19 protein-coding genes, 1 tRNA gene and 1 pseudogene are annotated in these 21,078 nt (G+C 69.9%); 12 read left to right on the top strand and 9 right to left on the bottom strand.

Annotation, left to right across the window (positions count from 1 at the left end; genetic code table 11):
* The first annotated feature begins 15 nt into the window (after positions 1-15).
* The gene (locus ABIE44_RS19235; RefSeq protein WP_209713973.1) at positions 16-504 is read left to right on the top strand and encodes a glutathione peroxidase; all 489 of its coding nucleotides are present in this window, start codon (positions 16-18) and stop codon (positions 502-504) included.
* Between the two features lie 6 nt (positions 505-510).
* Here ABIE44_RS19235 and ABIE44_RS19230 read toward each other — a convergent pair whose 3' ends face one another.
* Together ABIE44_RS19230 and ABIE44_RS19225 are read right to left on the bottom strand one after the other, a co-directional pair.
* Positions 511-750, bottom strand: coding sequence for a hypothetical protein (locus tag ABIE44_RS19230; RefSeq protein WP_209713975.1), 240 nt, complete (start codon positions 748-750; stop codon positions 511-513).
* A gap of 74 nt (positions 751-824) precedes the next feature.
* Positions 825-912 (bottom strand) — tRNA-Leu (locus ABIE44_RS19225).
* A 52-nt stretch (positions 913-964) separates the two neighbouring features.
* Here ABIE44_RS19225 and ABIE44_RS19220 point away from each other — a divergent pair.
* Together ABIE44_RS19220 and ABIE44_RS19215 are read left to right on the top strand one after the other, a co-directional pair.
* The gene (locus ABIE44_RS19220) at positions 965-2,884 is read left to right on the top strand and encodes a neutral/alkaline non-lysosomal ceramidase N-terminal domain-containing protein (protein ID WP_209713977.1); all 1,920 of its coding nucleotides are present in this window, start codon (positions 965-967) and stop codon (positions 2,882-2,884) included.
* A gap of 29 nt (positions 2,885-2,913) precedes the next feature.
* On the top strand, positions 2,914-4,224 hold the full coding sequence (locus ABIE44_RS19215; protein WP_209713978.1) for a M20/M25/M40 family metallo-hydrolase: 1,311 nt from the start codon (positions 2,914-2,916) through the stop codon (positions 4,222-4,224).
* On the opposite strand, the gene ABIE44_RS19210 is transcribed toward ABIE44_RS19215, so the two are convergent.
* Genes ABIE44_RS19210 through ABIE44_RS19200 form a run of 3 tightly spaced genes read right to left on the bottom strand, consistent with a single transcriptional unit; the run spans position 4,130 to position 6,716 of the window.
* Positions 4,130-5,467, bottom strand: a complete 1,338-nt coding sequence (locus tag ABIE44_RS19210) for an HNH endonuclease signature motif containing protein (RefSeq protein ID WP_209713980.1) — start codon at positions 5,465-5,467, stop codon at positions 4,130-4,132. The two genes, ABIE44_RS19215 and ABIE44_RS19210, sit on opposite strands and share 95 nt — an antisense overlap.
* Before the next feature lie 50 nt (positions 5,468-5,517).
* On the bottom strand, positions 5,518-5,751 hold the full coding sequence (locus tag ABIE44_RS19205; protein WP_354438328.1) for a DUF5703 family protein: 234 nt from the start codon (positions 5,749-5,751) through the stop codon (positions 5,518-5,520).
* Between the two features lie 2 nt (positions 5,752-5,753).
* Positions 5,754-6,716, bottom strand: coding sequence for an aldo/keto reductase (locus tag ABIE44_RS19200; RefSeq protein ID WP_209713982.1), 963 nt, complete (start codon positions 6,714-6,716; stop codon positions 5,754-5,756).
* Between the two features lie 99 nt (positions 6,717-6,815).
* Here ABIE44_RS19200 and ABIE44_RS19195 point away from each other — a divergent pair, with 99 nt between their 5' ends.
* Complete coding sequence (locus ABIE44_RS19195) at positions 6,816-7,637, top strand: undecaprenyl-diphosphate phosphatase (RefSeq protein WP_209713984.1); 822 nt, start codon at positions 6,816-6,818, stop codon at positions 7,635-7,637.
* A gap of 1 nt (position 7,638) precedes the next feature.
* On the opposite strand, the gene ABIE44_RS19190 is transcribed toward ABIE44_RS19195, so the two are convergent.
* Entirely contained in the window at positions 7,639-8,616 is a 978-nt protein-coding gene (locus ABIE44_RS19190; protein ID WP_209713986.1) for a magnesium and cobalt transport protein CorA, read from the bottom strand.
* A gap of 48 nt (positions 8,617-8,664) precedes the next feature.
* On the opposite strand from ABIE44_RS19190, the gene ABIE44_RS19185 reads away from it, so the two are divergent.
* From ABIE44_RS19185 to mshC, 4 genes are read left to right on the top strand one after another with little or no spacing between them, the layout of a single operon-like run.
* Positions 8,665-9,360, top strand: a complete 696-nt coding sequence (locus ABIE44_RS19185; RefSeq protein ID WP_209713988.1) for an MSMEG_4193 family putative phosphomutase — start codon at positions 8,665-8,667, stop codon at positions 9,358-9,360.
* Positions 9,361-9,369: 9 nt separating this feature from the next.
* Positions 9,370-9,960: a DUF3090 family protein gene (locus tag ABIE44_RS19180; protein WP_209713989.1), complete on the top strand. Its 591-nt coding sequence runs from the start codon at positions 9,370-9,372 to the stop codon at positions 9,958-9,960.
* 5 nt (positions 9,961-9,965) lie between these two features.
* The gene (locus ABIE44_RS19175) at positions 9,966-10,751 is read left to right on the top strand and encodes an SCO1664 family protein (RefSeq protein WP_209713991.1); all 786 of its coding nucleotides are present in this window, start codon (positions 9,966-9,968) and stop codon (positions 10,749-10,751) included.
* A gap of 23 nt (positions 10,752-10,774) precedes the next feature.
* Positions 10,775-12,031, top strand: coding sequence for a cysteine--1-D-myo-inosityl 2-amino-2-deoxy-alpha-D-glucopyranoside ligase (gene mshC, locus ABIE44_RS19170; RefSeq protein ID WP_209713993.1), 1,257 nt, complete (start codon positions 10,775-10,777; stop codon positions 12,029-12,031).
* Here the strand turns inward: mshC and ABIE44_RS19165 are convergent.
* The gene (locus ABIE44_RS19165) at positions 12,028-12,888 is read right to left on the bottom strand and encodes a PAC2 family protein (RefSeq protein ID WP_209713995.1); all 861 of its coding nucleotides are present in this window, start codon (positions 12,886-12,888) and stop codon (positions 12,028-12,030) included. The two genes, mshC and ABIE44_RS19165, sit on opposite strands and share 4 nt — an antisense overlap.
* A 251-nt stretch (positions 12,889-13,139) precedes the next feature.
* On the opposite strand from ABIE44_RS19165, the gene metH reads away from it, so the two are divergent.
* Together metH and ABIE44_RS19155 are read left to right on the top strand one after the other, a co-directional pair.
* Positions 13,140-16,793, top strand: coding sequence for a methionine synthase (gene metH / locus ABIE44_RS19160; RefSeq protein ID WP_502912766.1), 3,654 nt, complete (start codon positions 13,140-13,142; stop codon positions 16,791-16,793).
* Positions 16,793-17,287 (top strand): annotated as a pseudogene (locus tag ABIE44_RS19155) (HAD family hydrolase); the annotation flags it as partial. The gene metH and the pseudogene ABIE44_RS19155, both read left to right, overlap by 1 nt.
* Positions 17,288-17,308: 21 nt before the next feature.
* On the opposite strand, the gene ABIE44_RS19150 reads toward ABIE44_RS19155, so the two are convergent.
* Both ABIE44_RS19150 and ABIE44_RS19145 read right to left on the bottom strand, forming a co-directional pair.
* Positions 17,309-18,274, bottom strand: a complete 966-nt coding sequence (locus tag ABIE44_RS19150; RefSeq protein ID WP_354438326.1) for a RecB family exonuclease — start codon at positions 18,272-18,274, stop codon at positions 17,309-17,311.
* A gap of 27 nt (positions 18,275-18,301) precedes the next feature.
* Positions 18,302-18,871 carry a GtrA family protein gene (locus ABIE44_RS19145; RefSeq protein ID WP_354438325.1) on the bottom strand — a complete coding sequence of 190 codons (570 nt, stop codon included), beginning with the start codon at positions 18,869-18,871 and terminating at the stop codon, positions 18,302-18,304.
* 56 nt (positions 18,872-18,927) lie between these two features.
* Between ABIE44_RS19145 and ABIE44_RS19140 the strand changes: the two genes are divergently transcribed.
* Both ABIE44_RS19140 and ABIE44_RS19135 read left to right on the top strand, forming a co-directional pair.
* Positions 18,928-20,073 carry a M50 family metallopeptidase gene (locus ABIE44_RS19140; protein ID WP_209714001.1) on the top strand — a complete coding sequence of 382 codons (1,146 nt, stop codon included), beginning with the start codon at positions 18,928-18,930 and terminating at the stop codon, positions 20,071-20,073.
* Complete coding sequence (locus ABIE44_RS19135; protein WP_209714003.1) at positions 20,070-21,035, top strand: tRNA (adenine-N1)-methyltransferase; 966 nt, start codon at positions 20,070-20,072, stop codon at positions 21,033-21,035. The genes ABIE44_RS19140 and ABIE44_RS19135 overlap by 4 nt, the downstream gene beginning before the upstream one ends.
* Positions 21,036-21,078 lie beyond the last annotated feature (43 nt).

Genomic DNA, 21,078 nt, shown 5'->3' with positions numbered 1-21,078 from the left:
GTAGACTCGAGCACCATGAGCATCCTCGACGCCTCCGTGGCCCGCCTCGACGGCACCCCGTCCACCCTCCGCGAGCTGACCGGCGGTCGGCCTGCCCTGCTGGTCAACGTGGCCAGCAAGTGCGGTCTCACCCCGCAGTACGGCGGCCTCGAGCGGTTGCAGGAGACCTACGGTGGCCCGCGGTTCACCGTGGTCGGCTTCCCGTGCAACCAGTTCCTCGGGCAGGAGCCCGGGACCAGCGAGGAGATCGCCGAGTTCTGCTCCGCGACGTACGGTGTCACGTTCCCGATGACCGAGAAGATCGACGTCAACGGTGACGACCGCCACCAGGTCTACCTGGGCCTGGTCGAGAGCCCGAACGAGAAGGGTGAGGCCGGCGACGTCGCCTGGAACTTCGAGAAGTTCCTCGTTGACGCCGACGGCACCGTGGTCGCGCGGTTCAGCCCGACGGTCGAGCCGGAGGACCCGCAGGTCATCGCAGCCATCGAGGCGACGCTGGCCTGACCAGGCTCAGCGGATGATGATCTTGAACAGATCCCCACGACGCATGGTCTCGACGGCGCGCTTGGCCCAGGCGCGGTCGAAGGTGGCGCCGTTCACGCGCTGAAGCCGGGTGTGCAGCTTGTCGATCGCGACCTCGACGTCCTCGTCGATGGTGGCGTACACGATCTCGTCGACGATGTCCTTGACCTGGCGCTCGATCCGCGCGCGCTGCTTGTCCTCGCCGGACGGTGCTTTCTTCCTGGCCATGCTTCCTCGTGTCGTGTGCTGTTCAGCGAACGAAAGAACCCCAGGTCTCTGACCTGGGGTTTTCCGTTCAAGTTTGGTGTCCGAGGGGGGACTTGAACCCCCACGTCCGTTAAAGGACACTAGCACCTCAAGCTAGCGCGTCTGCCATTCCGCCACTCGGACGAGCGGGCGCAACAGTAGCAAAGACGAGTCACTTCGACCCAATCGGGGGCGCATGGACGCCGCGCACGTCTTCGCACGCGCCGACCTCACCGGCAAACGCTTCCGGATCACCTACGGTCCCTTCGCCGAACCCGAGCTCCCGCACGTCGAGCGCCTGCTCGCCGGGGCGGCTGAGGTCGACATCACCCCGCCCCCAGGCATGCCCAAGGCGGGGCATTCGAAGAACGCGCACGACGGCACCGGGTTCCGCACCCGGATCAAGGCCCGGGTGCTGCACCTGCGCACCGGGCGCTCCTCGGTGGTGCTGGTCGCACTCGACCTGCTGGCCGGCTCCGCGCTGGTCCAGCACGCCCTCGCCGAGGCGCTCAGCGACACCGACGTCCCGCTGAGCGGCATCTTCCTCGCGGCGACGCACACGCACGCCGGGCCGGGGCAGTACAGCGGCAGCGCCTTCTACAACGACTGGGCCTCCAACCGTCCCGGCTTCGACCCCGACTTCGCGGCGTTCCTCGTCGCGCGCCTGGAAGGCGCCGTCCGGGAAGCCGTCGCGTCCCGTCGGCCGGCGCGCGCCGCGTTCGGCATGACCGAGGTCTGGGGGCTCACCCGGAACCGGTCGCTCGGCGCGTTCGTGCGCAACGAGGGGCTGGCGGACCGGCGTACCGAGGACCAGCGCAGGTACGCCGCCATCGACCCACGCCTGCACCTGCTCCGGGTGGACGACGAGGACGGCCCGCTGGGGTCGTTCACCTGGTTCTCCATCCACGGCACCGGCATCAGCCACCACGACACGTCCTACAACGCAGACGTCTGGGCCTACGTGAACGGCGAGCTCGTCCAGCAGGTGCTCGAGGCGACCGGGAGTCGCATGGTCAGCGGCGCGGTGGTGGCGTCCCACGGAGACATGACGCCGGCGGTGAAACCGGGAATGCTCGTGTTCCCGGAGGCCGAGCGAGTCGGACGGGGGATCGGGGCGGCCGCTGGCGCCCTGCACGCAGAGCTCGGAGGCCGTCTGAGCGCGGAATTCCCGGTCGTCACTGCTCTGCGCCAGCTCGACACCACCGAGGATCCCGAGGTCGACGGCATCCGGCTCGCGTCCCCGAGGATCGGATGGGCCAAGACGGCGGGCGCGGCGGAGAACACCACGCCCGTGCTGCACCTCCTGCCGCCCTTCAAGGCCGGGCACGGTCGCCGACCGAGAGGACCGCACGGCGAGAAGCGGATCGCCGGCACCGAGTGGGGGCACAGCCGCTTCGTCGGACCACCCGAGGCGTTCCCGACCGTGCTCCCCGTGCACCTGCTCCTGCTCGGGCGTGCCGCAGTGGTCGGGCTCCCGTTCGAGACCACGGTCGAGGCAGGACGCCGGATCGGCGACGCGGTGCTCACCTCGGGCCTGGCCCTGGACACCGCCTTCGTCTCGTCTCTGGTCAACGACCAGACCGACTACCTCACGACACCGGAGGAGTACACGGCTCAGTACTACGAAGGGGCCTCCGTCCTGTTCGGACCGCAGCAGCAGGCGTGGGTGGCGGGCCAGGCACGCCAGCTCGCCGACGATGTCGCCGCGGGCATCGGTTCGGTGCCGCGGGAGCGCAGCTTCGACTTCGGCGTACGCCGGTACCTGGCGCTGCCGACCGGTGCGGCTGCCACCCGGTTGCCGGGCGCCGTGCGCTTCGTCGAGGCGACGCCCACCGAGGACGCTTTCTGGGAGCAGGCCTGGTCCGACGTCGCGCCCGGCGACCTGGTCTGGCACGAGCCGCTCGTCCGGGTCGAGGCCGAGGGCACCGACGGCTGGACGCCAGTCGCCGACGACGAGGGCTGGCACCTCGGCGTCACGTACCTCGGCACGAAGCGCTCCCAGCACCGGTACGCCGCCCGCTGGTACGCGCCGCCGCTGGGGCGGCCGGGCCGTCACCGGTTCGTCCTGGCCGCGAACGGCTCCCAGCCGGAGATCGCCGGGCCTCCCTTCGACTAGGGCGAACGCCGCTGGGGCAGGATGGAGCCATGACGTACGACCCGGCAGCCGAGGTGGTCCAGCTCTGCAGCGACCTGATCCGGCTCGACACCACGAACTTCGGCGACGAGTCCGGCCCGGGAGAGCGGAAAGCCGCCGAGCACGTCGCGGCGCTGCTCGACGAGGTCGGGATCGACGTCGAGGTCTACGAGTCCGAGCCCGGCCGAACGTCTCTGGTCGGCCGCTGGGGCGGGAACGTCGGAGAGCCTGTGCTGCTGCACGGGCACCTGGACGTCGTCCCGGCGAACGCTGCCGACTGGACCGTCGACCCGTTCTCGGGTGAGGTCAAGGACGTCGACCCTGGAGGGCTCTGCGTGTGGGGACGTGGCGCGGTCGACATGAAGGACTTCGACGCGATGCTGCTCTCCACGGTGCGCGCGCGGGCGCGCGCGGGCGCGGTACCGGAGCGGCCGCTGGTGCTGTGCTTCACCGCGGACGAGGAGGCCGGTGGTGCCAAGGGGGCGGGTTTCCTGGCGCGCGAGCACCGGGACCTGATCGACGACTGCACGGTGGCGATCGGCGAGGTCGGCGGGTTCAGCACCACGGTGCGCGGCCGTCGGCTCTACCTGATCGAGGCCGCCGAGAAGGGCATGGCCTGGGTCCGGCTCACCGCGAAGGGCACGGCCGGGCACGGTTCGATGCGTCAGCCGGACAACGCCGTCACCAAGCTCGCCAACGCGGTGGCTCGCATCGGGGCCCATCAGTGGCCGGTCCGGCTGACCCCCACGATGGAAGTCCTTCTGGCCTCGGTCGCCGAGCTGGCCGGAACCGAGGCGACGCCGGAGAACGCCGAGTCGCTGGTCGAGGAGTTCGGCGATGCCTCGCGGATGCTGGGCGCGGTGATCCGCAACAGTGCCAACCCGACGATGCTCGAGGCCGGGTACAAGGTGAACGTCGTGCCGGGGGAGGCGACGGCCCGGATCGACGGCCGGTTCCTGCCTGGGTTCGAGGACGAGTTCTGGGACACGCTCGCAGCGCTCGCCGGTCCGGACACCACGATCTCCAAGGACGTGCACATGGGCGCGCTCGAGACCGGCTACGACGGTGACGTCGTCGCAGCGATGACGTCGTCGATCCTCGCCGAGGACCCGGAAGCGATCGTGGCGCCGTACTTGATGAGCGGCGGCACTGACGCCAAGTACTGGGACGACCTCGGCATGAAGTGCTTCGGGTTCGCGCCGCTGCGGCTCCCCGAGGACCTGGACTTCACGGCTCTGTTCCACGGGGTGGACGAGCGGGTCCCGGTGGACTCCCTGGAGTTCGGCGCTCGGGTCTTCGACCGCTTCTTGGGGGCTCTCTGAGTTCGGGCGTGAGGTCCTGCGTGCCGTCGTGGTCGCGCAGGAACGCGTAGCCGTGCGGTGAGCGCCACAGGAACACGCCGTCGTCCACGCGGGTGTAGTTCCACCCGGCGTGCGTCTTCAGGTTGTGGTGGTGCTGGCACAACGACCCGAGGTTGTCGGTGGACGTCGTGCCGCCGTCGTCCCAGGCCTCGGTGTGGTCCTTCTGGCTTCCGCGAGCAGGGCGGTCGCAGTACGGGAAGATGCAGGTCCCGTCGCGCAGCTCGACGTGCTCCTTGATCCGGTCAGGGATGTCGTACCCGGCGGACGCCAGCGTCTTCGTCAGGTCAATGACCGGCTTGACGGTCACCCGCACGTCAGGGTTTCCGCAGAACGCGGCTACCTGGGCCTGGGTGAGCAGGCGGCTCCCGGGGTTCTCCAGCACGGCGGTGGCGTCGGTGTCGGCGGGCAGGTGCACGTAGAGGGTAACCGGACGGTCGACGTTCGCCTCGCCACGAGCGAGACGGCCGAGGGCCATCGCGCGGCGCACGTCCAGCGAGGCGTCGCACCCGGCTGCCTTCAGGGCTTCGGCCTCGCGGGTGAGGGTCGCATCCAGGTCGAGCGCGTCCGCGATCTCGAGCGCACCGTAGATCTCGCTGGTGCCGCTGAAGGAGACCTGGCGATGGTCGACCACGACGCGCGGTGTGGAGTGGTGGTCGGCACGCTCCTGGGCGATCTCGGGCAGCACGGCCGCGATGGTCTCGTCGATCATCTGCTGCGTCGCGCGTGCCGACAGCTTGCGGGCCACGACGGCCATCCGCTCGCCCAGGTCGACTGCTGCCTCCAGCGGGAGGAGCACCGTCTCGCCAGCGATCCGCCGACCCTTCCAGGCGGCCAGGCGCCCGGCCTGGATCTCCGCGTAGACAGCGGGGAGACGGTGGGCGAGCTCGATCGCGTCCGCGAGGTAGGCGCGCCCGCCGTTCGTCGTCGTGCCGATCACCGCAGCGAACTCGGCGATGCAGCCCTTCGCGAGCAGCGGCGCTCCCGGTCCCGAGATCGACACCGGGCTGTCGCCCCACGTCGCGGACTCCTCGGTGTCGGTGACCTCGTGCAACCGGGCCCACTGGACGGCGGCAGCCAGCTTGCGGGCTTCTGCGGCGTGCACGTCGGCCTGGGCGGCTCGCGCCGCCGCCAGCACCTCGGACTCCGCGAGCGTCCGCGCAGGCTCCGGGCGCCGCGGCTCGAGGTTGCGGAGCGAGGAGGTCATGCCACAAACGCTACGGAACCCCACCGACAGTTTTGTTCCGGAACGTGCGTCTATCCCGCCAACCAGTAGAACTGCTGCGGCTGCCGGATGATCTTCCGCCGCAGCACGACCCGGCGCTTGCCGTCGTTCCCGATCCGCAAGCGGTCCAGTTCCCAGCCGCCGTCGTCGGCGCGCTGCACCAGCAACCGGGTCACGAAGCTCCGCGATTCCTCGCGCGCGATGACCAGCTCGTCGTACTCGTACTCGACCCCGGGACGCAGGGCACGGCGTGCTGGTCTGTGCACGGTCACTCTCCTGGTGGCTCGGGGGTGGAAACGTCTTCGAGGGCCTGCCGGATCTCTGCCGGGAGCTCGCACTCCTCGGCGAGGAGCGAGGCTCTCAGCTGATCGGCAGTGCGGGCGCCGACAATAGGTGCCGTGACGCCAGGAGCGTCACGTACCCAAGACAACGCAACTTCGAGCGGAGTCCATCCCAGACCCTCGCCGGCGCGCGCGATGGCCTCGACCACGCGCTGGCTGCGGTCGTTGAGGTGGCGGCCGACGAACGAGGAGAAGTGCGGTGACGCAGCACGGGAGTCGGCCGGCGTACCGGTCCGGTACTTGCCGGTGAGGACGCCACGACCCAGCGGGGACCAGGGCAGGATCCCCAGTCCGAGAGCCTGAGCGGCAGGGATCACCTCGGCCTCGACGCCGCGGCTGAGCAGCGAGTACTCCACCTGGTTGGAGGCCAGGACGGCACGCCCGGGCACGGCGCGCTGCCACGTCGCCGCCTGGGCTGACTGCCAGCCGGTGTAGTTGGAGATGCCGACGTAGCTCGCGCGCCCGGAAGTGACCGCGTAGTCCAGCGCGCTGAGCGTCTCCTCGAGCGGCGCGTCGTCGACCCAGGTGTGCACCTGCCACAGGTCGACGTGGTCGACCTTGAGGCGCTTCAGGGACGCGTCGAGGCTGCTGAGCAGGAAGCCGCGCGACGCGTTGGTCTCACGCTCGCCGCGGAGCCGGCTGATGCCTGCCTTGGTGGCGAGGACGACCTCCGAGCGCGGGACGACGTCGCCGAGCAGCTGCCCGATGACACGTTCGGAGTCGCCGTTGGCGTAGCCCGCCGCGGTGTCGAGCAGGGTGCCGCCGGCCTCGACGAAGGAGACGAGCTGGTCGCGGGCCTCGTGCTCGTCGGTGTCGCGGCCCCAGGTCATCGTGCCCAGGCCCAGACGAGAGACCTTCAGGCCGGTGCTACCGAGGTACCGCTGCTGCATGGCGCAAAGTTAGCCGGTGCGCACCGACGATCAGGCGGCGGCTCGCCGGTGCGAGTCCTGTCAGGTGACCTTCAGGTTCTGCCCGTAGGCTCACGCCCCGTGGACTACTTGGACGCGATCATTCTCGGCACCGTCGAGGGGCTCACCGAATTCCTGCCGGTCTCCAGCACCGGCCACCTGACGATCGCCGAGAAGATCCTCGGGCACCAGATCGACGCCCCGGAGATCACCGCGTTCACCGCCGTCATCCAGACCGGGGCGATCGCGGCGGTGCTCGTCTATTTCCGCCACGACATCTGGCGGATCGCGAAGGCCTGGACCGCGGGTGTGTTCCGACCGGAGTACCGGGGCTCCCGCGACCACCGGATGGGGTGGTACATCATCGTCGGCTCCCTGCCGATCGGGGTCGTCGGTTTCGCCGCGCGCGACCTGATCTCCGGGGACCTCCGCTCGCTCTGGGTGGTCGGCATCGCGCTCATCGTCTGGAGCGGCGCGATGCTGCTCGCCGAGAAGCGCGGGAGCCAGTCGCGCGGCGAGGACGGTCTGACCCTGCGTGACGCGGTCGTGATGGGACTCGTCCAGTGCCTCGCCCTCATCCCCGGTGTCTCCCGGTCCGGGGCCAGCATCTCCGCAGGCCTGTTCCAGGGCCTGGACCGGGTCGCAGCAACGAAGATGTCGTTCTACCTCGGCATCCCGTCCCTGGTCGGCGCCGGCATCTACGAGCTGAAGGACGCCGGAGGGATCGACGCCGGCGTGGTGGTGGTCGGGACGCTCGTCTCGTTCCTCGTCGCGTACGCCTCGGTCGCGTGGTTGCTCAAGTTCGTCAGCGGGAACAGCATCGGGAAGTTCGTGCCGTACCGCGTGGTGCTCGGCGCCGTGATCCTGGTGCTGCTGGCCACCGGCGCGATGAACGCGACCTGATCTACAGCCAGCCGGAACGTCGCGCGACGATCCAGATCGCCAACGAGCTCGCTGCCATCATCAGCAACGACATCGGGTACCCGAGCACCCAGCCGAGCTCCGGCATGTGGGTGAAGTTCATCCCGTAGATTCCCGCCACCAGCGTGGGCGCAGCGACGAGGCCGACCGCTGCGGAGATCTTCCTCATGTCGTCGTTCTGCTGGATGCTGATCTGCGCCAGGTGCGCCTCGAACGCGGCGGACAGCAGCGACTCGAGGCTCTCCATCGTCTCGGCCACCCGGTTGAGGTGGTCCGCCACGTCGCGGAAGTACGGGGCCGAGTCGGGGTGGACGCCTCGTGCCGCGCCGCTGGCGAACCGGCTGACCGGTTCGCGCAACGGAAGCACGGCACGCCGCATCTCCGCCAGCTCGCGCTTCAGGACGTAGATCCGCGCCGAGTCGTTCGTACGCCGGTCGGCGAACACCGAGGCCTCGACCTCGTCGACGTCGATGACCAGCTCGTCGGCAACCGCCTCGTAGGCGTCGACGACCTGGTCGCACACGGCGTAGACGACGGCGGACGGGCCGTGCGCGAGGACCGACTGCATCCCCTCCAGGGCGACCCGCGCGTCGTGGAGGCCGCCGCCCGTACCGTGCCGGACCGTGACGACGAAGTTGTGCCCGATGAACACGTTGATCTCGCCGGTCTCGACAGCATCGTCCGCGTCGACGTACCAGAGCGTCTTGAGGGTGAGGAACAGCGACTCCTCGTAGCGCTCGAGCTTCGGGCGCTGGTGGGCGGTCAGGGCGTCCTCGACGGCGAGCGGGTGCAGGTCGTAGAGCGCGGCCACGGTGTCGAGCTCGTGCTTGGTGGGCTCGTGCAGCCCGACCCACACGAAGTCGCCGTCGGTGGCCCGGGAGCGCACGCCGGAGAGGTCGGCCGTCGAGGTGCCGCAGTCGACGCGGACTCCCTGGCGGTACAGCGCGTTGTCGACGATCACGGGTCCAGGCTAAGGCGGTGCCCGCCTGTTCCTCGGTAGGCTCAGCCTGTGGCAACTGTGATCCTCGCGCGGCACGGCAGGACCTCCGCGAACGCGTCCGGGGTCCTCGCCGGGCGGACCCCCGGCATCCGGCTCGACGACGTCGGTACCGAGCAGGCGCGCACAGCGGCGGCTCGACTCGGAGGCCTGTCCCTGGCGGCTGCGTTCACCAGCCCGCTCGAGCGCTGCAAGGAGACCTCGGCACTGCTGCTGGCCGGCACCGGGCTCCGGGCCAAGGTCGAGCGCGGACTCAACGAGTGCGACTACGGCGAATGGTCCGGGCGGAAGATGCGCACGCTCGTCAAGGAGGACCTCTGGAAGGTCATCCAGGCGCACCCGGCTGGGGTGACCTTCCCGGGCGGTGAGTCGATGGCGGCGATGTCCGCGAGGGCCGTCGAGGCCGTACGTCGCTGCGATGCCGCCGTCACTGCGGAGCACGGCGACAACGCCGTCTTCCTCGCGGTGGCGCACGGCGACATCATCAAGGCGATCCTCGCCGACGCGCTCGGCATGCACCTCGACGCGTTCCAGCGGATCGTCGTCGACCCGGCCAGCCTGTCGGTGGTCCGGTACACCCCGAAACGCTCCTACGTGCTGGCGACGAACAGCCACGAGGGTTCGCTCGCCCACCTGGCCGCGCAGACCGAGAAGCCCGACGAGAAGCTCGGCGGCGGCGCCGGCAGTACGTCGCGCGCGACCCCGTAGGCTCGAGACATGCCGACGATCGTCCACCGGTTCGACCCACCGGAGCGCTTCATCGCGGGAACGGTGGGGGAGCCCGGCTCCCGTACCTTCTTCCTGCAGGCGCGCGACGGTGCCCGCGTGACCAGTGTCGCGCTCGAGAAGCAGCAGGTCGAGATCCTCGGCGAGCGGATCGACGAGCTGCTCGACGAGCTGATGGGGGCGGGCGGCGTCGTGACCGTCATCCCCGCACTGACCCCGGTCGACATGGTTGACACCGCGCCGCTGGACCAACCGATCGTCGAGGAGTTCCGCGCCGGCACCATCACGCTCTCCTGGGACGGCGAGGACGAGCGCATCGTCGTCGAGGTGTTCCCGGTCGTCGAGGTCGACGGTCCCATCGAGGCCGACGAGGAGGAGCTGGTGGACCTGCCGATCGACGAGCCGGAGCCCGAGGAGCTCTTCGTGGTCCGGCTGCCTCCGGTGCTCGCCCGCGTCTTCGCCACCCGGGCCGCGTCCGTCGTCCAGGCGGGTCGGCCGTCGTGCCAGTTCTGCGGCGGCCCGGTGGACCCGTCCGGCCACCTGTGCCCCCGGGCCAACGGCTACCGGCGTACGCAGGTCTGAGACCGATGCTGAGCGAGTCGCTCGACCTGCTCGCCACCGGCGAGCTGACCCTCCTCGGGCGGATCATGCCGGCCTCGAACCAGACGTACCTCTGCCGACTCGGTCCCGAGGAGGACGCTCCGCAGGCGGTCTACAAGCCGACCTCGGGCGAGCGCCCGCTGTGGGATTTCGAGGACGGCACGCTGAGCAACCGCGAGTACGCCGCCTACCTGGTCTCCGAGGCACTCGGCTGGTCGGTGGTACCGCCGACGCTGCTGCGCGACGGTCCGGCCGGGCCGGGCATGGTGCAGCTGTGGTGCGAGCCCGATGCCGGGGCGGACGCCGTGGACGTCGTGGCTGCCGGTCCGGTCGCGCCCGGGTGGTTGCACGTCGTCGACGCCCACGACAACGAGGACCGGCCGGTGATGCTGGTCCACGAGGACTCCCCGTCGCTCCGTCGGATGGCCGCGTTCGACCTCGCGGTCAACAACACCGACCGCAAGGGCGGGCACGTGCTCGCGATGGCGGACGGTCACCGGTACGGCGTCGACCACGGTGTCTGCTTCCACGAGGACGACAAGCTGCGCACGGTGCTGTGGGGCTTCGCGGGCCTGCCGCTGGAGCAGGCGGAGATCGACGGACTGACGTCGTTGCGGGCCCAGCTCGACGGCGACCTCGGCAACGAACTGGGGTTCCTGCTCAACGCCGACGAGATCGCCGCGACGCGGCGGCGGGTGGACCGGTTGCTGCGCACGGGCGCGTTCCCGGAGGCGGGCGGAGGTTGGCCCTCCCTCCCGTGGCCGCCGTTCTAGGCACCTTCGTTAGTCTTCGACCCATGCGTGCCTGGACTGCCCCCGACGTGCCCGACCTCGAGCTGGTCGGTCCGCCGGTGCAGGTGCACAACTCCGCGACCCGGACCCTGACCGAGGTCACGCCGCCGTCGGGGGTCGCGCGCCTCTACGTCTGCGGCATCACGCCGTACGACGCCACGCACCTGGGCCACGCCGCGACCTACGTGGCGTTCGACCTGTTGAACCGCGCGTGGCGCAGCGCCGGTCACGACGTCCGCTACGTGCAGAACGTGACCGACGTCGACGACCCGCTGCTGGAGCGCGCGAACGCCACCGGGCAGGACTGGGTCGAGCTCGCCGAACGTGAGACCGAGCTCTTCCGCACCGACATGGAGGCACTGCGGGTGCTCCCGCCGGCGGCGTACGTCGGCGCGGTCGAGGCGATCCCGCGCGTCGTGGAGATGATCGAGGAGCTCCAGAAGGCTGGTGCGGTGTACGCCGTTCCGAACGACTCCGGCACCGAGGACTACTACTTCTCCGTGACCGCTGACCCGTCCTTCGGCTCGGTGTCCGGCTGGAACCGCGAGCAGATGCTGGCGATCTTCGCCGAGCGCGGGGGAGACCCGGACCGTCCTGGGAAGCGCGACCCGCTGGACTGCCTGCTCTGGCAGGGCGAGCGCCCCGACGACCCGGCATGGGACTCGGCCCTGGGCCGCGGCCGGCCGGGCTGGCACATCGAGTGCTCCGCGATCGCGCGCGACCACCTCGGCACCGGCTTCGACGTGCAGGGCGGGGGGAGCGACCTCGTCTTCCCGCACCACGAGATGAGCGCCTCCGAGGCCCAGGTCACCGACCCGGACACCCCCTTCGCGCGGGCGTACGTGCACGCCGGCATGGTCGCGCTGGACGGCGAGAAGATGTCGAAGTCCAAGGGCAACCTCGAACTGGTCTCGCGACTGCGTGGCAGCGGCACCGACCCGATGGCGATCCGGCTCGCCCTGCTGGCCCACCACTACCGGTCCGACTGGGAGTGGACGACCGAGGACCTGCAGAAGGCCGAGGGCCTGCTGTCCAAGCTCCGCGACGCCGTGGCTCTCGGAGGCGGCGCCGCCACCGGTCCTGTGACGGAGTCGGTGCTGACGTCGCTGGCCACCGATCTCGACGCACCGGGGGCGCTCATCGCGCTGGGCACGTGGGCGACCGCGACGCTCGCCGGGGACACCTCGGAGCCGGGCGCGGGTGAGGTCGTGCGGCGCCTGGCGGACGCTGCGCTGGGTGTTGAGCTGGGCGTGGCGCTCTAGACGGGACCGTCGTCGGGGTTCTCCCGGCGCTTGAGGTACCGCTCGAAATCTCGCGCGATCGCGTCCCCGCTGGCCTCCGGCAGGTCCGCGGTGTCCTTGGACTCCTCGAGGCTGCGGACGTACTCGGCGACGTCGTCGTCCTCCTCGGCGAGCTCGGCGACCCCGCGCTCCCAGGCCCGGCTCTCCTCGGGAAGGTCGCCGAGCGGGACGGCGATCTCGAGGAGGTCCTCGACCTGGGTGAGCAGCGCCAACGTGCCTTTCGGGCACGGCGGCTGCGGCAGGTAGTGCGGGACGGCCGCCCAGAACGAGACCGCCGGGATGTCCAGCCGTGCGCACGCGTCCTGCAGCACGCCGACGATGCCGGTCGGCCCCTCGTACGTCGACGGCTCCAGCTTGAGGCGATCGTCGAGGTCGAGCTCGGTCGCGGTGCCGGTGACCGGGATCGGACGGGTGTGCGGCGTCTCGGCGAGCAGCGCGCCGAGCGTGACGACCTGGGTCACCTCGAGGTCGTCGGCCGCGGCCAGGATCTCGGCGCAGAAGCCCCGCCAGCGCATGTTCGGCTCGATCCCGCGGACCAGGACGACGTCGCGGTGGGCGCCCGGGGGACGGGCGACGTACAGCTGGGTGGTGGGCCAGGTGATCCGGCGCATGCCCTCGTCGTTGGTGCCGACGAGGGGCCGGTTGACCTGGAAGTCGTAGTAGTCCTCGGGGTCGATCGCGGCGACCAGCTGCGCGTCCCAGACCTCCACGAGGTGGTCGATCACCCCGGTGGCCGCGCCGGCGGCGTCGTTCCAGCCCTCGAAGGCACTGATCAGGACGGGGTTGACGAGCGGGCGGACGGTGTCGATCTCGATCACGTATCCACCCTAGCCACGGCTGCGTTCCTTATGGCGAAATGTCCGACGGGAATGAACCGGTGCGACGTAGACTTCAACGGTCGAGAGGCGTTGCAACGGACCCGGCCCGAACGGTCCGCCACGCTCGGCAGAGCAAAGGACGCCTTCCGCATACGGAAGGAACGTACGTGAACGCCCACGCCAGCTCTTGGGAGCCGCACCTGCGCCCCGACTGCACCGACGAGCTCACCCGCGCGCTGAGCGAGCGGATCATGGTCATCGACGGGGCGATGGGTACGGCGATCCAGCGGGACCGGCCCGACGAGGCCGGCTACCGGGGCGAGCGGTTCGCGGACTGGCCGTCGGACGTCCAGGGCAACAACGAGCTGCTGACGCTGACCCAGCCGCAGATCATCACCGGCATCCACCGCGAGTACCTCGAGGCCGGCGCCGACATCATCGAGACGAACACGTTCAGCGCGAACACGGTCTCGATGGGCGACTACGGCATGGAGGAGCTCTCCTTCGAGCTCAACTACGAGTCCGCCCGGCTGGCCCGCGCAGCGTGCGACGCGTTCTCGACGCCGGAGAAGCCGCGGTACGTCGCCGGCGCGATCGGCCCCACCACCCGCACGGCCACCATCTCGCCGGACGTGAACGACCCGGGTGCGCGCAACATCTCCTACGACCAGCTGGTCGCGGCCTACCTCGAAGCAGCCAACGGGCTCGTCGACGGCGGTTCCGACATCCTGCTGATCGAGACGATCTTCGACTCCCTCAACGCGAAGGCAGCGATCTTCGCCGTCGAGACGCTGTTCGAGGAGCGCGGGCGTCGCTGGCCGGTGATCATCTCCGGCACCATCACCGACGCGTCCGGCCGCACGCTGTCCGGTCAGACCACCGAGGCCTTCTGGAACGCCATGCGGCACGCGAAGCCGATCGCGGTGGGACTGAACTGCGCCCTCGGTGCGCCGGAGATGCGGCCCTACCTCGCCGAGATGGGCCGGATCGCCGACACCTTCGTCTCGGCGTACCCGAACGCGGGTCTGCCGAACGCCTTCGGTGAGTACGACGAGTCGCCCGAGCGCCAGGCCAGCTACATCGCCGAGTTCGCGGACGCCGGCCTGGTCAACCTGGTCGGAGGCTGCTGCGGCACGACGCCGGCCCACATCGCCGCGATCGCCCAGGTGGTCGAGGGCAAGACCCAGCGCTCGCTGCCCGAGATCGAGGTCGCGACCCGGCTGTCCGGCCTCGAGCCGCTGAACGTCACCGAGGACTCGCTGTTCGTCAACATCGGCGAGCGCACCAACATCACCGGCTCGGCGCGCTTCCGCAACCTGATCAAGGCCGAGGACTACGACACCGCGCTGTCGGTCGCGCTCCAGCAGGTCGAGGTCGGTGCGCAGGTCATCGACATCAACATGGACGAGGGCATGATCGACGGCGTCGCCGCGATGGACCGGTTCACCAAGCTGATCGCTGCCGAGCCGGACATCAGCCGCGTGCCCGTGATGATCGACTCCTCCAAGTGGGAGGTCATCGAGGCGGGCCTGAAGAACGTCCAGGGCAAGCCGATCGTCAACTCGATCTCCATGAAGGAGGGCGAGGAGAAGTTCATCCGCGAGGCGCAGCTGTGCCGCAAGTACGGCGCGGCCGTGGTCGTGATGGCCTTCGACGAGCAGGGTCAGGCCGACAACCTCGAGCGCCGCAAGGAGATCTGCGGCCGGGCCTACAAGATCCTGACCGAGCAGGTCGGGTTCCCGGCCGAGGACATCATCTTCGACCCGAACTGCTTCGCGCTCGCGACAGGTATCGAGGAGCACGCGACGTACGGCATCGACTTCATCGAGGCGTGCGCCTGGATCAAGGAGAACCTGCCGGGCGTGCACATCTCCGGTGGTATCTCGAACGTCTCCTTCTCGTTCCGCGGCAACAACCCGGTGCGCGAGGCGATCCACGCGGTCTTCCTGTTCCACGCCATCAAGGCCGGCCTGGACATGGGCATCGTGAACGCCGGCGCACTGGTCGTCTACGACGAGATCGACCCGGAGCTGCGCGACCGCATCGAGGACGTCGTCCTCAACCGGCGCGAGGACGCGGCCGAGCGCTTGCTGGAGATCGCGGAGCGCTTCAACGTCGCGGGCCAGGCCGAGGACCCGCAAGCCGCCGAGTGGCGGAGCCTGCCGGTGCGGGAGCGGATCACGCACGCCCTGGTCAAGGGTCTGGACGCCGACGTCGAGGCCGACACCGAGGAGCTGCGCGCGGAGATCGCCGCAGCCGGTGGTCGTCCGATCGAGGTGATCGAGGGACCGCTGATGGACGGCATGAACGTCGTCGGCGACCTGTTCGGCGCCGGCAAGATGTTCCTGCCCCAGGTCGTGAAGTCGGCGCGCGTCATGAAGAAGGCCGTGGCCTACCTGCTGCCGTTCATCGAGGCCGAGAAGCAACCTGGCGACGAGGACCGCAGCAACGGCACCATCGTGATGGCGACCGTGAAGGGCGACGTCCACGACATCGGCAAGAACATCGTGGGTGTCGTGCTGCAGTGCAACAACTACACCGTGATCGACCTCGGCGTGATGGTGCCTGCGCAGACGATCCTGGACGCTGCCAAGGAGCACAAGGCCGACATCATCGGGCTCTCCGGCCTGATCACCCCCTCGCTCGACGAGATGGTGAACTTCGCCGTCGAGATGGAGCGTCAGGGTCTGGACATCCCGCTGCTCATCGGTGGGGCGACGACCTCGCGCGCCCACACCGCCGTCAAGGTCTCGCCGCGTCGCGGCGGTCCGGTCGTGTGGGTCAAGGACGCCTCGCGGTCCGTCCCTGTGGCCGCAGCGCTGCTCGACGACAAGCAGCGTCCCGCGTTGCTCGAGGCCACCGAGACCGACTACGCGGCCCTGCGTGAGCGGCACGCCCAGAAGAACGAGCGGCCGACGCTCACCCTGGAGAAGGCCCGTGCGAACCGCACGCCGATCTCCTGGGACGGCTACGTCCCGCCGGTGCCGGCGATCGGGACCGGCCTCCGGGTCTTCAGCGACTACGACATCGCCGAGCTGCGCGAGTACATCGACTGGCAGCCGTTCTTCAACGCCTGGGAGATGAAGGGCAAGTTCCCCGACATCCTCAACAACCCTGCCTCCGGCGAGGCCGCCCGCAAGCTGTACGACGACGCGCAGGACATGCTCGACCGGCTGATCAAGGAGAAGTGGCTGACCGCCAACGGCGTCATCGGCTTCTTCCCCGCGAACGCGGTCGGCGACGACATCGAGGTGTACGCCGACGAGTCGCGGACCGAGGTGATCTCCACGCTGCGCAACCTGCGCCAGCAGGGCGAGCACCGCGACGGCATCCCGAACCGTTCGCTGGGCGACTACGTGGCGCCGAAGGACACCGGCCTGGCCGACTACGTCGGCGGGTTCGCGGTCACGGCGGGTCTGGGCAGCGAGGTCAGGATCAAGGAGTTCAAGGACGCGCTCGACGACTACTCGGCGATCCTGCTCGAGTCCGTCGCCGACCGTCTCGCCGAGGCGTTCGCCGAGCGGATGCACGAGCGGGTCCGCAAGGAGTTCTGGGGCTACCAGGCCGAGGAGGACCTCTCCAACGAGGAGCTGATCGGCGAGAAGTACGTCGGGATCCGGCCGGCCCCGGGCTACCCCGCGTGCCCGGAGCACACCGAGAAGCAGACCCTCTTCGGCTTGCTGGACGCGACCTCCAACACGGGCATCGAGCTGACCGAGTCGATGGCGATGTGGCCGGGGGCCGCCGTCAGCGGCTGGTACTTCTCACACCCGGACTCGCAGTACTTCGTGGTCGGACGCCTCGCCCAGGACCAGGTCGCCGACTACGCCTCGCGCAAGGGCTGGACGCTGAAGGAGGCCGAGCGCTGGCTCGGCCCCAACCTCGGCTACAACCCCGAAGACTGATGCCCCTGTCCGCTGTCCTGTGGGACATGGACGGGACCCTCGTCGACACCGAGCCGTACTGGATCGACGTCGAGTTCGCCCTGGTCGCCGAGTTCGGCGGCACCTGGTCGATGGAGCACGCCCTGAACCTGGTCGGCAACGACCTGCTCGTCTCGGGGGAGTACCTCCGCGAGCACGGTGGTGTCGACCTGCCGGCCGAGGTCATCGTGGAGCGGCTGCTGGACGGTGTGGTCGCCCGGATGCAGGACGAGGTCCCGTGGCAGCCCGGCGCTCGCGAGCTCCTGGCGGCCCTGCGCGCCGAGAGTGTGCCGTGCGCCCTGGTGACGATGTCCTACGAGCGGTTCGTCGCGCCGATGCTGGCCGCGCTGCCGGCGAACACCTTCGACGTGGTCGTCACCGGGGACAAGGTCACCGTCGGCAAGCCGCACCCTGAGCCGTACCTGCAGGCCGCTGCCCGTCTCGGCGTCGTACCGGAGGAGTGCCTCGCGATCGAGGACTCCAACACCGGGGCCAAGTCAGCCGAGACCGCGGGCTGCACCGTCCTGGTCGTGCCCAACCACGTCCCGGTCCTGGAGGAGGAGCGACGGGTCTTCGTCGACACCCTTGCGGGGCTCGGCGTCGACGACCTGCGGGACCGGCTCGGGTAGCGGCGGCGGCGTGCCGCCCCAGGCCGGACACAGGTCCTTGAAGCTGCACCACGAGCACGCGACCGACTTGTTGGGTTGCCAGTCGCCGGTTGTCTGCGCCAGCTGGATCGCGTCCCAGATGGCCTCGACCTGACGTCGGGTGGCCACCAGGTCCAGCTCGTCGGGCTCGTAGGAGACCATCTCGCCGCTGGCCAGGTACATCAGCCGGAGCATCTTCGGGATCACGCCACGGGTGCGCCAGATGAGCAGGGCGTAGAACTTCAGCTGGAACAGCGCCCGGGCCTCGAACCCCTCGGCGGGCGCTCTGGCGACCTTGTAGTCGACGACCCGGATCGCACCGTCCGGGGCCACGTCGAGGCGGTCGACGTACCCGCGCAGGAGCAGCTTGCTCTCCAGCAGCGACTCGAGGTAGAGCTCGCGGGCGGCGGGTTCGAGCCGGGACGGGTCCTCCAGGCTGAAGTAGACCCGGAGCGCCTCGGCGCACGAGTCCAACCAGGCGCGCTCGTCCTCGGACCCGTCGGTGGCGAAGAGCGCGGAGCGCTCCGGCTCGAGCGCGGCCACGTGTGCCCACGCGTCGGGCAGCAGGGCCACGGCCCGCTCCGGCGTGCGCTCGGGCGCCGGGACGTCGAACAGGTCCTCGAGGACCTTGTGGACCACCGTGCCGCGTGCCGCAGCGGCTGACGGTTGCTCGGGGAGCCTGTCGATCGTCCGGAAGCGGTAGAGCAGCGGGCAGCTCTTGAAGTCGCCGGCACGGCTCGGCGACAACGCCCCGAGGACGTCGACCCCGTCGACCCGCGTCCCGAGCCGAGCGTTCTCGGCCTCTGATTCCGGCATACCGGTCACCCTAGGCGCGGGGTCCGACTATTCCTCGCTCGGGAGATCCCCGATCGGGGTGATCACGTGGTCCGGCTTGCGCAGGACGGCACCGAAGGCCCAGTACTTGTTCACCACGAAGCTGAGCGGGGTCACCACGACGAGCGCGATGAACTGCGCCCAGTACAGCCGGGTGCGCAGGCCGGAGGAGTCGTCGAAGAAGTCGGGGGACAGGCTCAGGAAGGAGCCCGGGTGCAGCAGGAGGGTCAGCACCCCCAGGTTCAGGGCCAGCCCGATCAGACCGGTCAGCAGCGCCGGCCAGTACTCGGAGAACCAGTGCGCGTGCGCCGTCGTCCGGAACGTGTAGGTGCGGTTGAACCAGAAGTTCGAGGCGTTGGCGGCGAAGAAGGCGATGACCGCGAACACGTGGTACCAGCGGACGTTGTACTCGACCGCGTTCGGCAGGTCGATCGCCACGCCGTGCGAGTCCGGGCCGAGCTTGTTGCAGAGCACGATCACCAGCAGGTTGACCACCAGACCGATCCCGCCGACAGCCATGAACCGGATCACCTGGGTGGCCGGGTGCTCGCTGTGGAAGATGCGGCGGACGATCTGCACGCACCGGAGAGTACGCGGGTCATCCGGGCTGGGCGACTCGGGATAGCGTTTCGCCTGTGACCCCTGACGACCAGCGCCGCTCGACGCAGCCTCCCGGCTCGTTCCGGATCGGCTCGCTCGTCGGGGTCGACGTCTACGTCCGGGCGTCCTGGATCGTCATCGCCGTCCTGATCGCCGCGCTTCTCGCCCCGCGGATCGAGAGCGTCGAGCCCGACCTCGGGGTGTGGAAGTACGTCGCCGGGTTCGGCTTCGCGGTCCTGCTCTACGGCTCGATCCTGCTGCACGAGATGTCGCACGCCGTGATGGCCAAGCGGGTCGGGCTGAAGGTCCGCTCGATCAGCCTGCAGTTCCTCGGCGGCGCCACCGAGATCGAGGGCGAGGCGAAGACGGCCGCCCAGGAGTTCAAGATCGCCGTGGTCGGTCCGTTGACGTCGATCGCCGTCGGTCTCCTCGGGCTGCTCGTCCTGCTGGCCGACCCCCAGGGGCTGACCCGGCTGGCGGTCGAGGGCATCGCGGGGGCGAACCTGGTCGTCGGGGTCCTCAACCTGGTCCCCGGGCTGCCGCTCGACGGCGGGCGAGTCCTGCGTGCCGCCGTCTGGCAGGCCAAGGGCAACATGCACACCGGGACCATCGTGGCCGGCTGGGGCGGCCGGGCGATCGCCGGGCTGGCGCTGATCTGGCCGGCGTTCAGCAAGCAGTTCACCGGCGTCGAGCCGGACCTCTACGACTACCTGTTCGCTGCGGTCGTCGGAGCCTTCCTCTGGTCCGGTGCCAGCGCCTCGATGACCAACGCCAGGATCCGTCAGCGCCTGCCCGCGCTCCAGGCCCGTCGCTTGGCCCGCCGCGTCGTCGCCGTACCGGACGACCTGCCGGTCTCCGAGGCCGTACGCCGCGCGCAGGACGCCTCGGCCGGTGGTCTGGTGGTCACCACCGGCAACGGGACCCTGGCGAGCATCGTGAACGAGACCGCCCTGCTTTCGGTGCCCGAGGAGCGCCGACCCTGGGTGCCGGTCAGCTCGGTGGCCAGGTCCCTGTCCGAGGGCCTGGTGATCTCCGCGGACCTGGCCGGTGAAGACCTGATCCGGGCGATGGCGCACACTCCTGCCTCGGAGTACCTGCTGGTCGAACCGGACGGTGCTCTCTACGGTCTCCTCGCGAGCACCGATGTAGACGCAGCCTTCGAAGCAGGAGCACGACGATGACGCAGGACGAGCAGACCCCGATCGACCCCTCCTGGGCGGGAGTCGGTCGCGGACCGCTGCGCGCGGGGGAGTGGGTGCGGCTGGTGGACGGCAAGGGCCGTCGCCACAACATCTGCCTGGAGGCGGGCAAGACCTTCCACACGAACCGCGGTGGGCTCGAGCACGACGAGCTGATCGGGCGCGACGAGGGCTTCACCATCACCTCGACCTCGGGTGGCGAGTACCTGGTCTTCCGACCGCTGCTCAACGAGTTCGTCGTCTCGATGCCGCGCGGTGCCGCCGTGGTCTACCCGAAGGACGCCGCCCAGATCGTCGCGATGGCCGACATCTTCCCGGGCGCGCGCGTCGTCGAGGCCGGCGTCGGTTCCGGCGCCCTGACCTGCTCGCTGCTGCGCGCCGTGGGCCCGCACGGCCAGGTGTCGTCGTTCGAGCGCCGCGAGGAGTTCGCTGACGTAGCCCGCAAGAACGTCACCCAGTTCTTCCGTGGTGACCACCCGGCCTGGCAGCTCACGGTGGGCGACCTCGTCACCGAGCTCCCCGGCGTGCACGGCCCCGGCACCGTCGACCGGGTCGTCCTCGACATGCTCGCCCCCTGGGAGTGCGTGGACGCCGTCGCCGAGGCGCTGGTGCCCGGTGGAGTCGTGGTCGCCTACGTCGCCACCACCAGCCAGCTCGGGAAGGTCACCGAGACGCTCCGGGCGCACGGCGAGTTCACCGAGCCACAACCCTGGGAGACGCTGGTCCGGGAGTGGCACGTCGAGGGCCTCGCGATCCGCCCCAGCCACAAGATGAACGGGCACACCGGCTTCCTGGTCACGGCGCGCCGGATGGCCCCGGGCAACCCTGCGCCGCGCAAGAAGCGCCGTCCCGCTCCGGGTGCCTACGGCGAGGACTACAGCGGTCCACGCCCGGCGGATGTCCTCGACGAACAGGCTCAGGCGCGGTCCTCGGACGCCGATTGATCTCCCAGGTGTGACGAACACGTGACCAAAGTGCCGAAAATCG

Origin of the sequence: Marmoricola sp. OAE513, from assembly GCF_040546585.1 — a bacterium.
GTDB lineage: Bacteria > Actinomycetota > Actinomycetes > Propionibacteriales > Nocardioidaceae > Marmoricola.
Note: the sequence above shows the minus strand (reverse complement) of the source record. Positions and strands in the feature narration are given on the sequence as shown.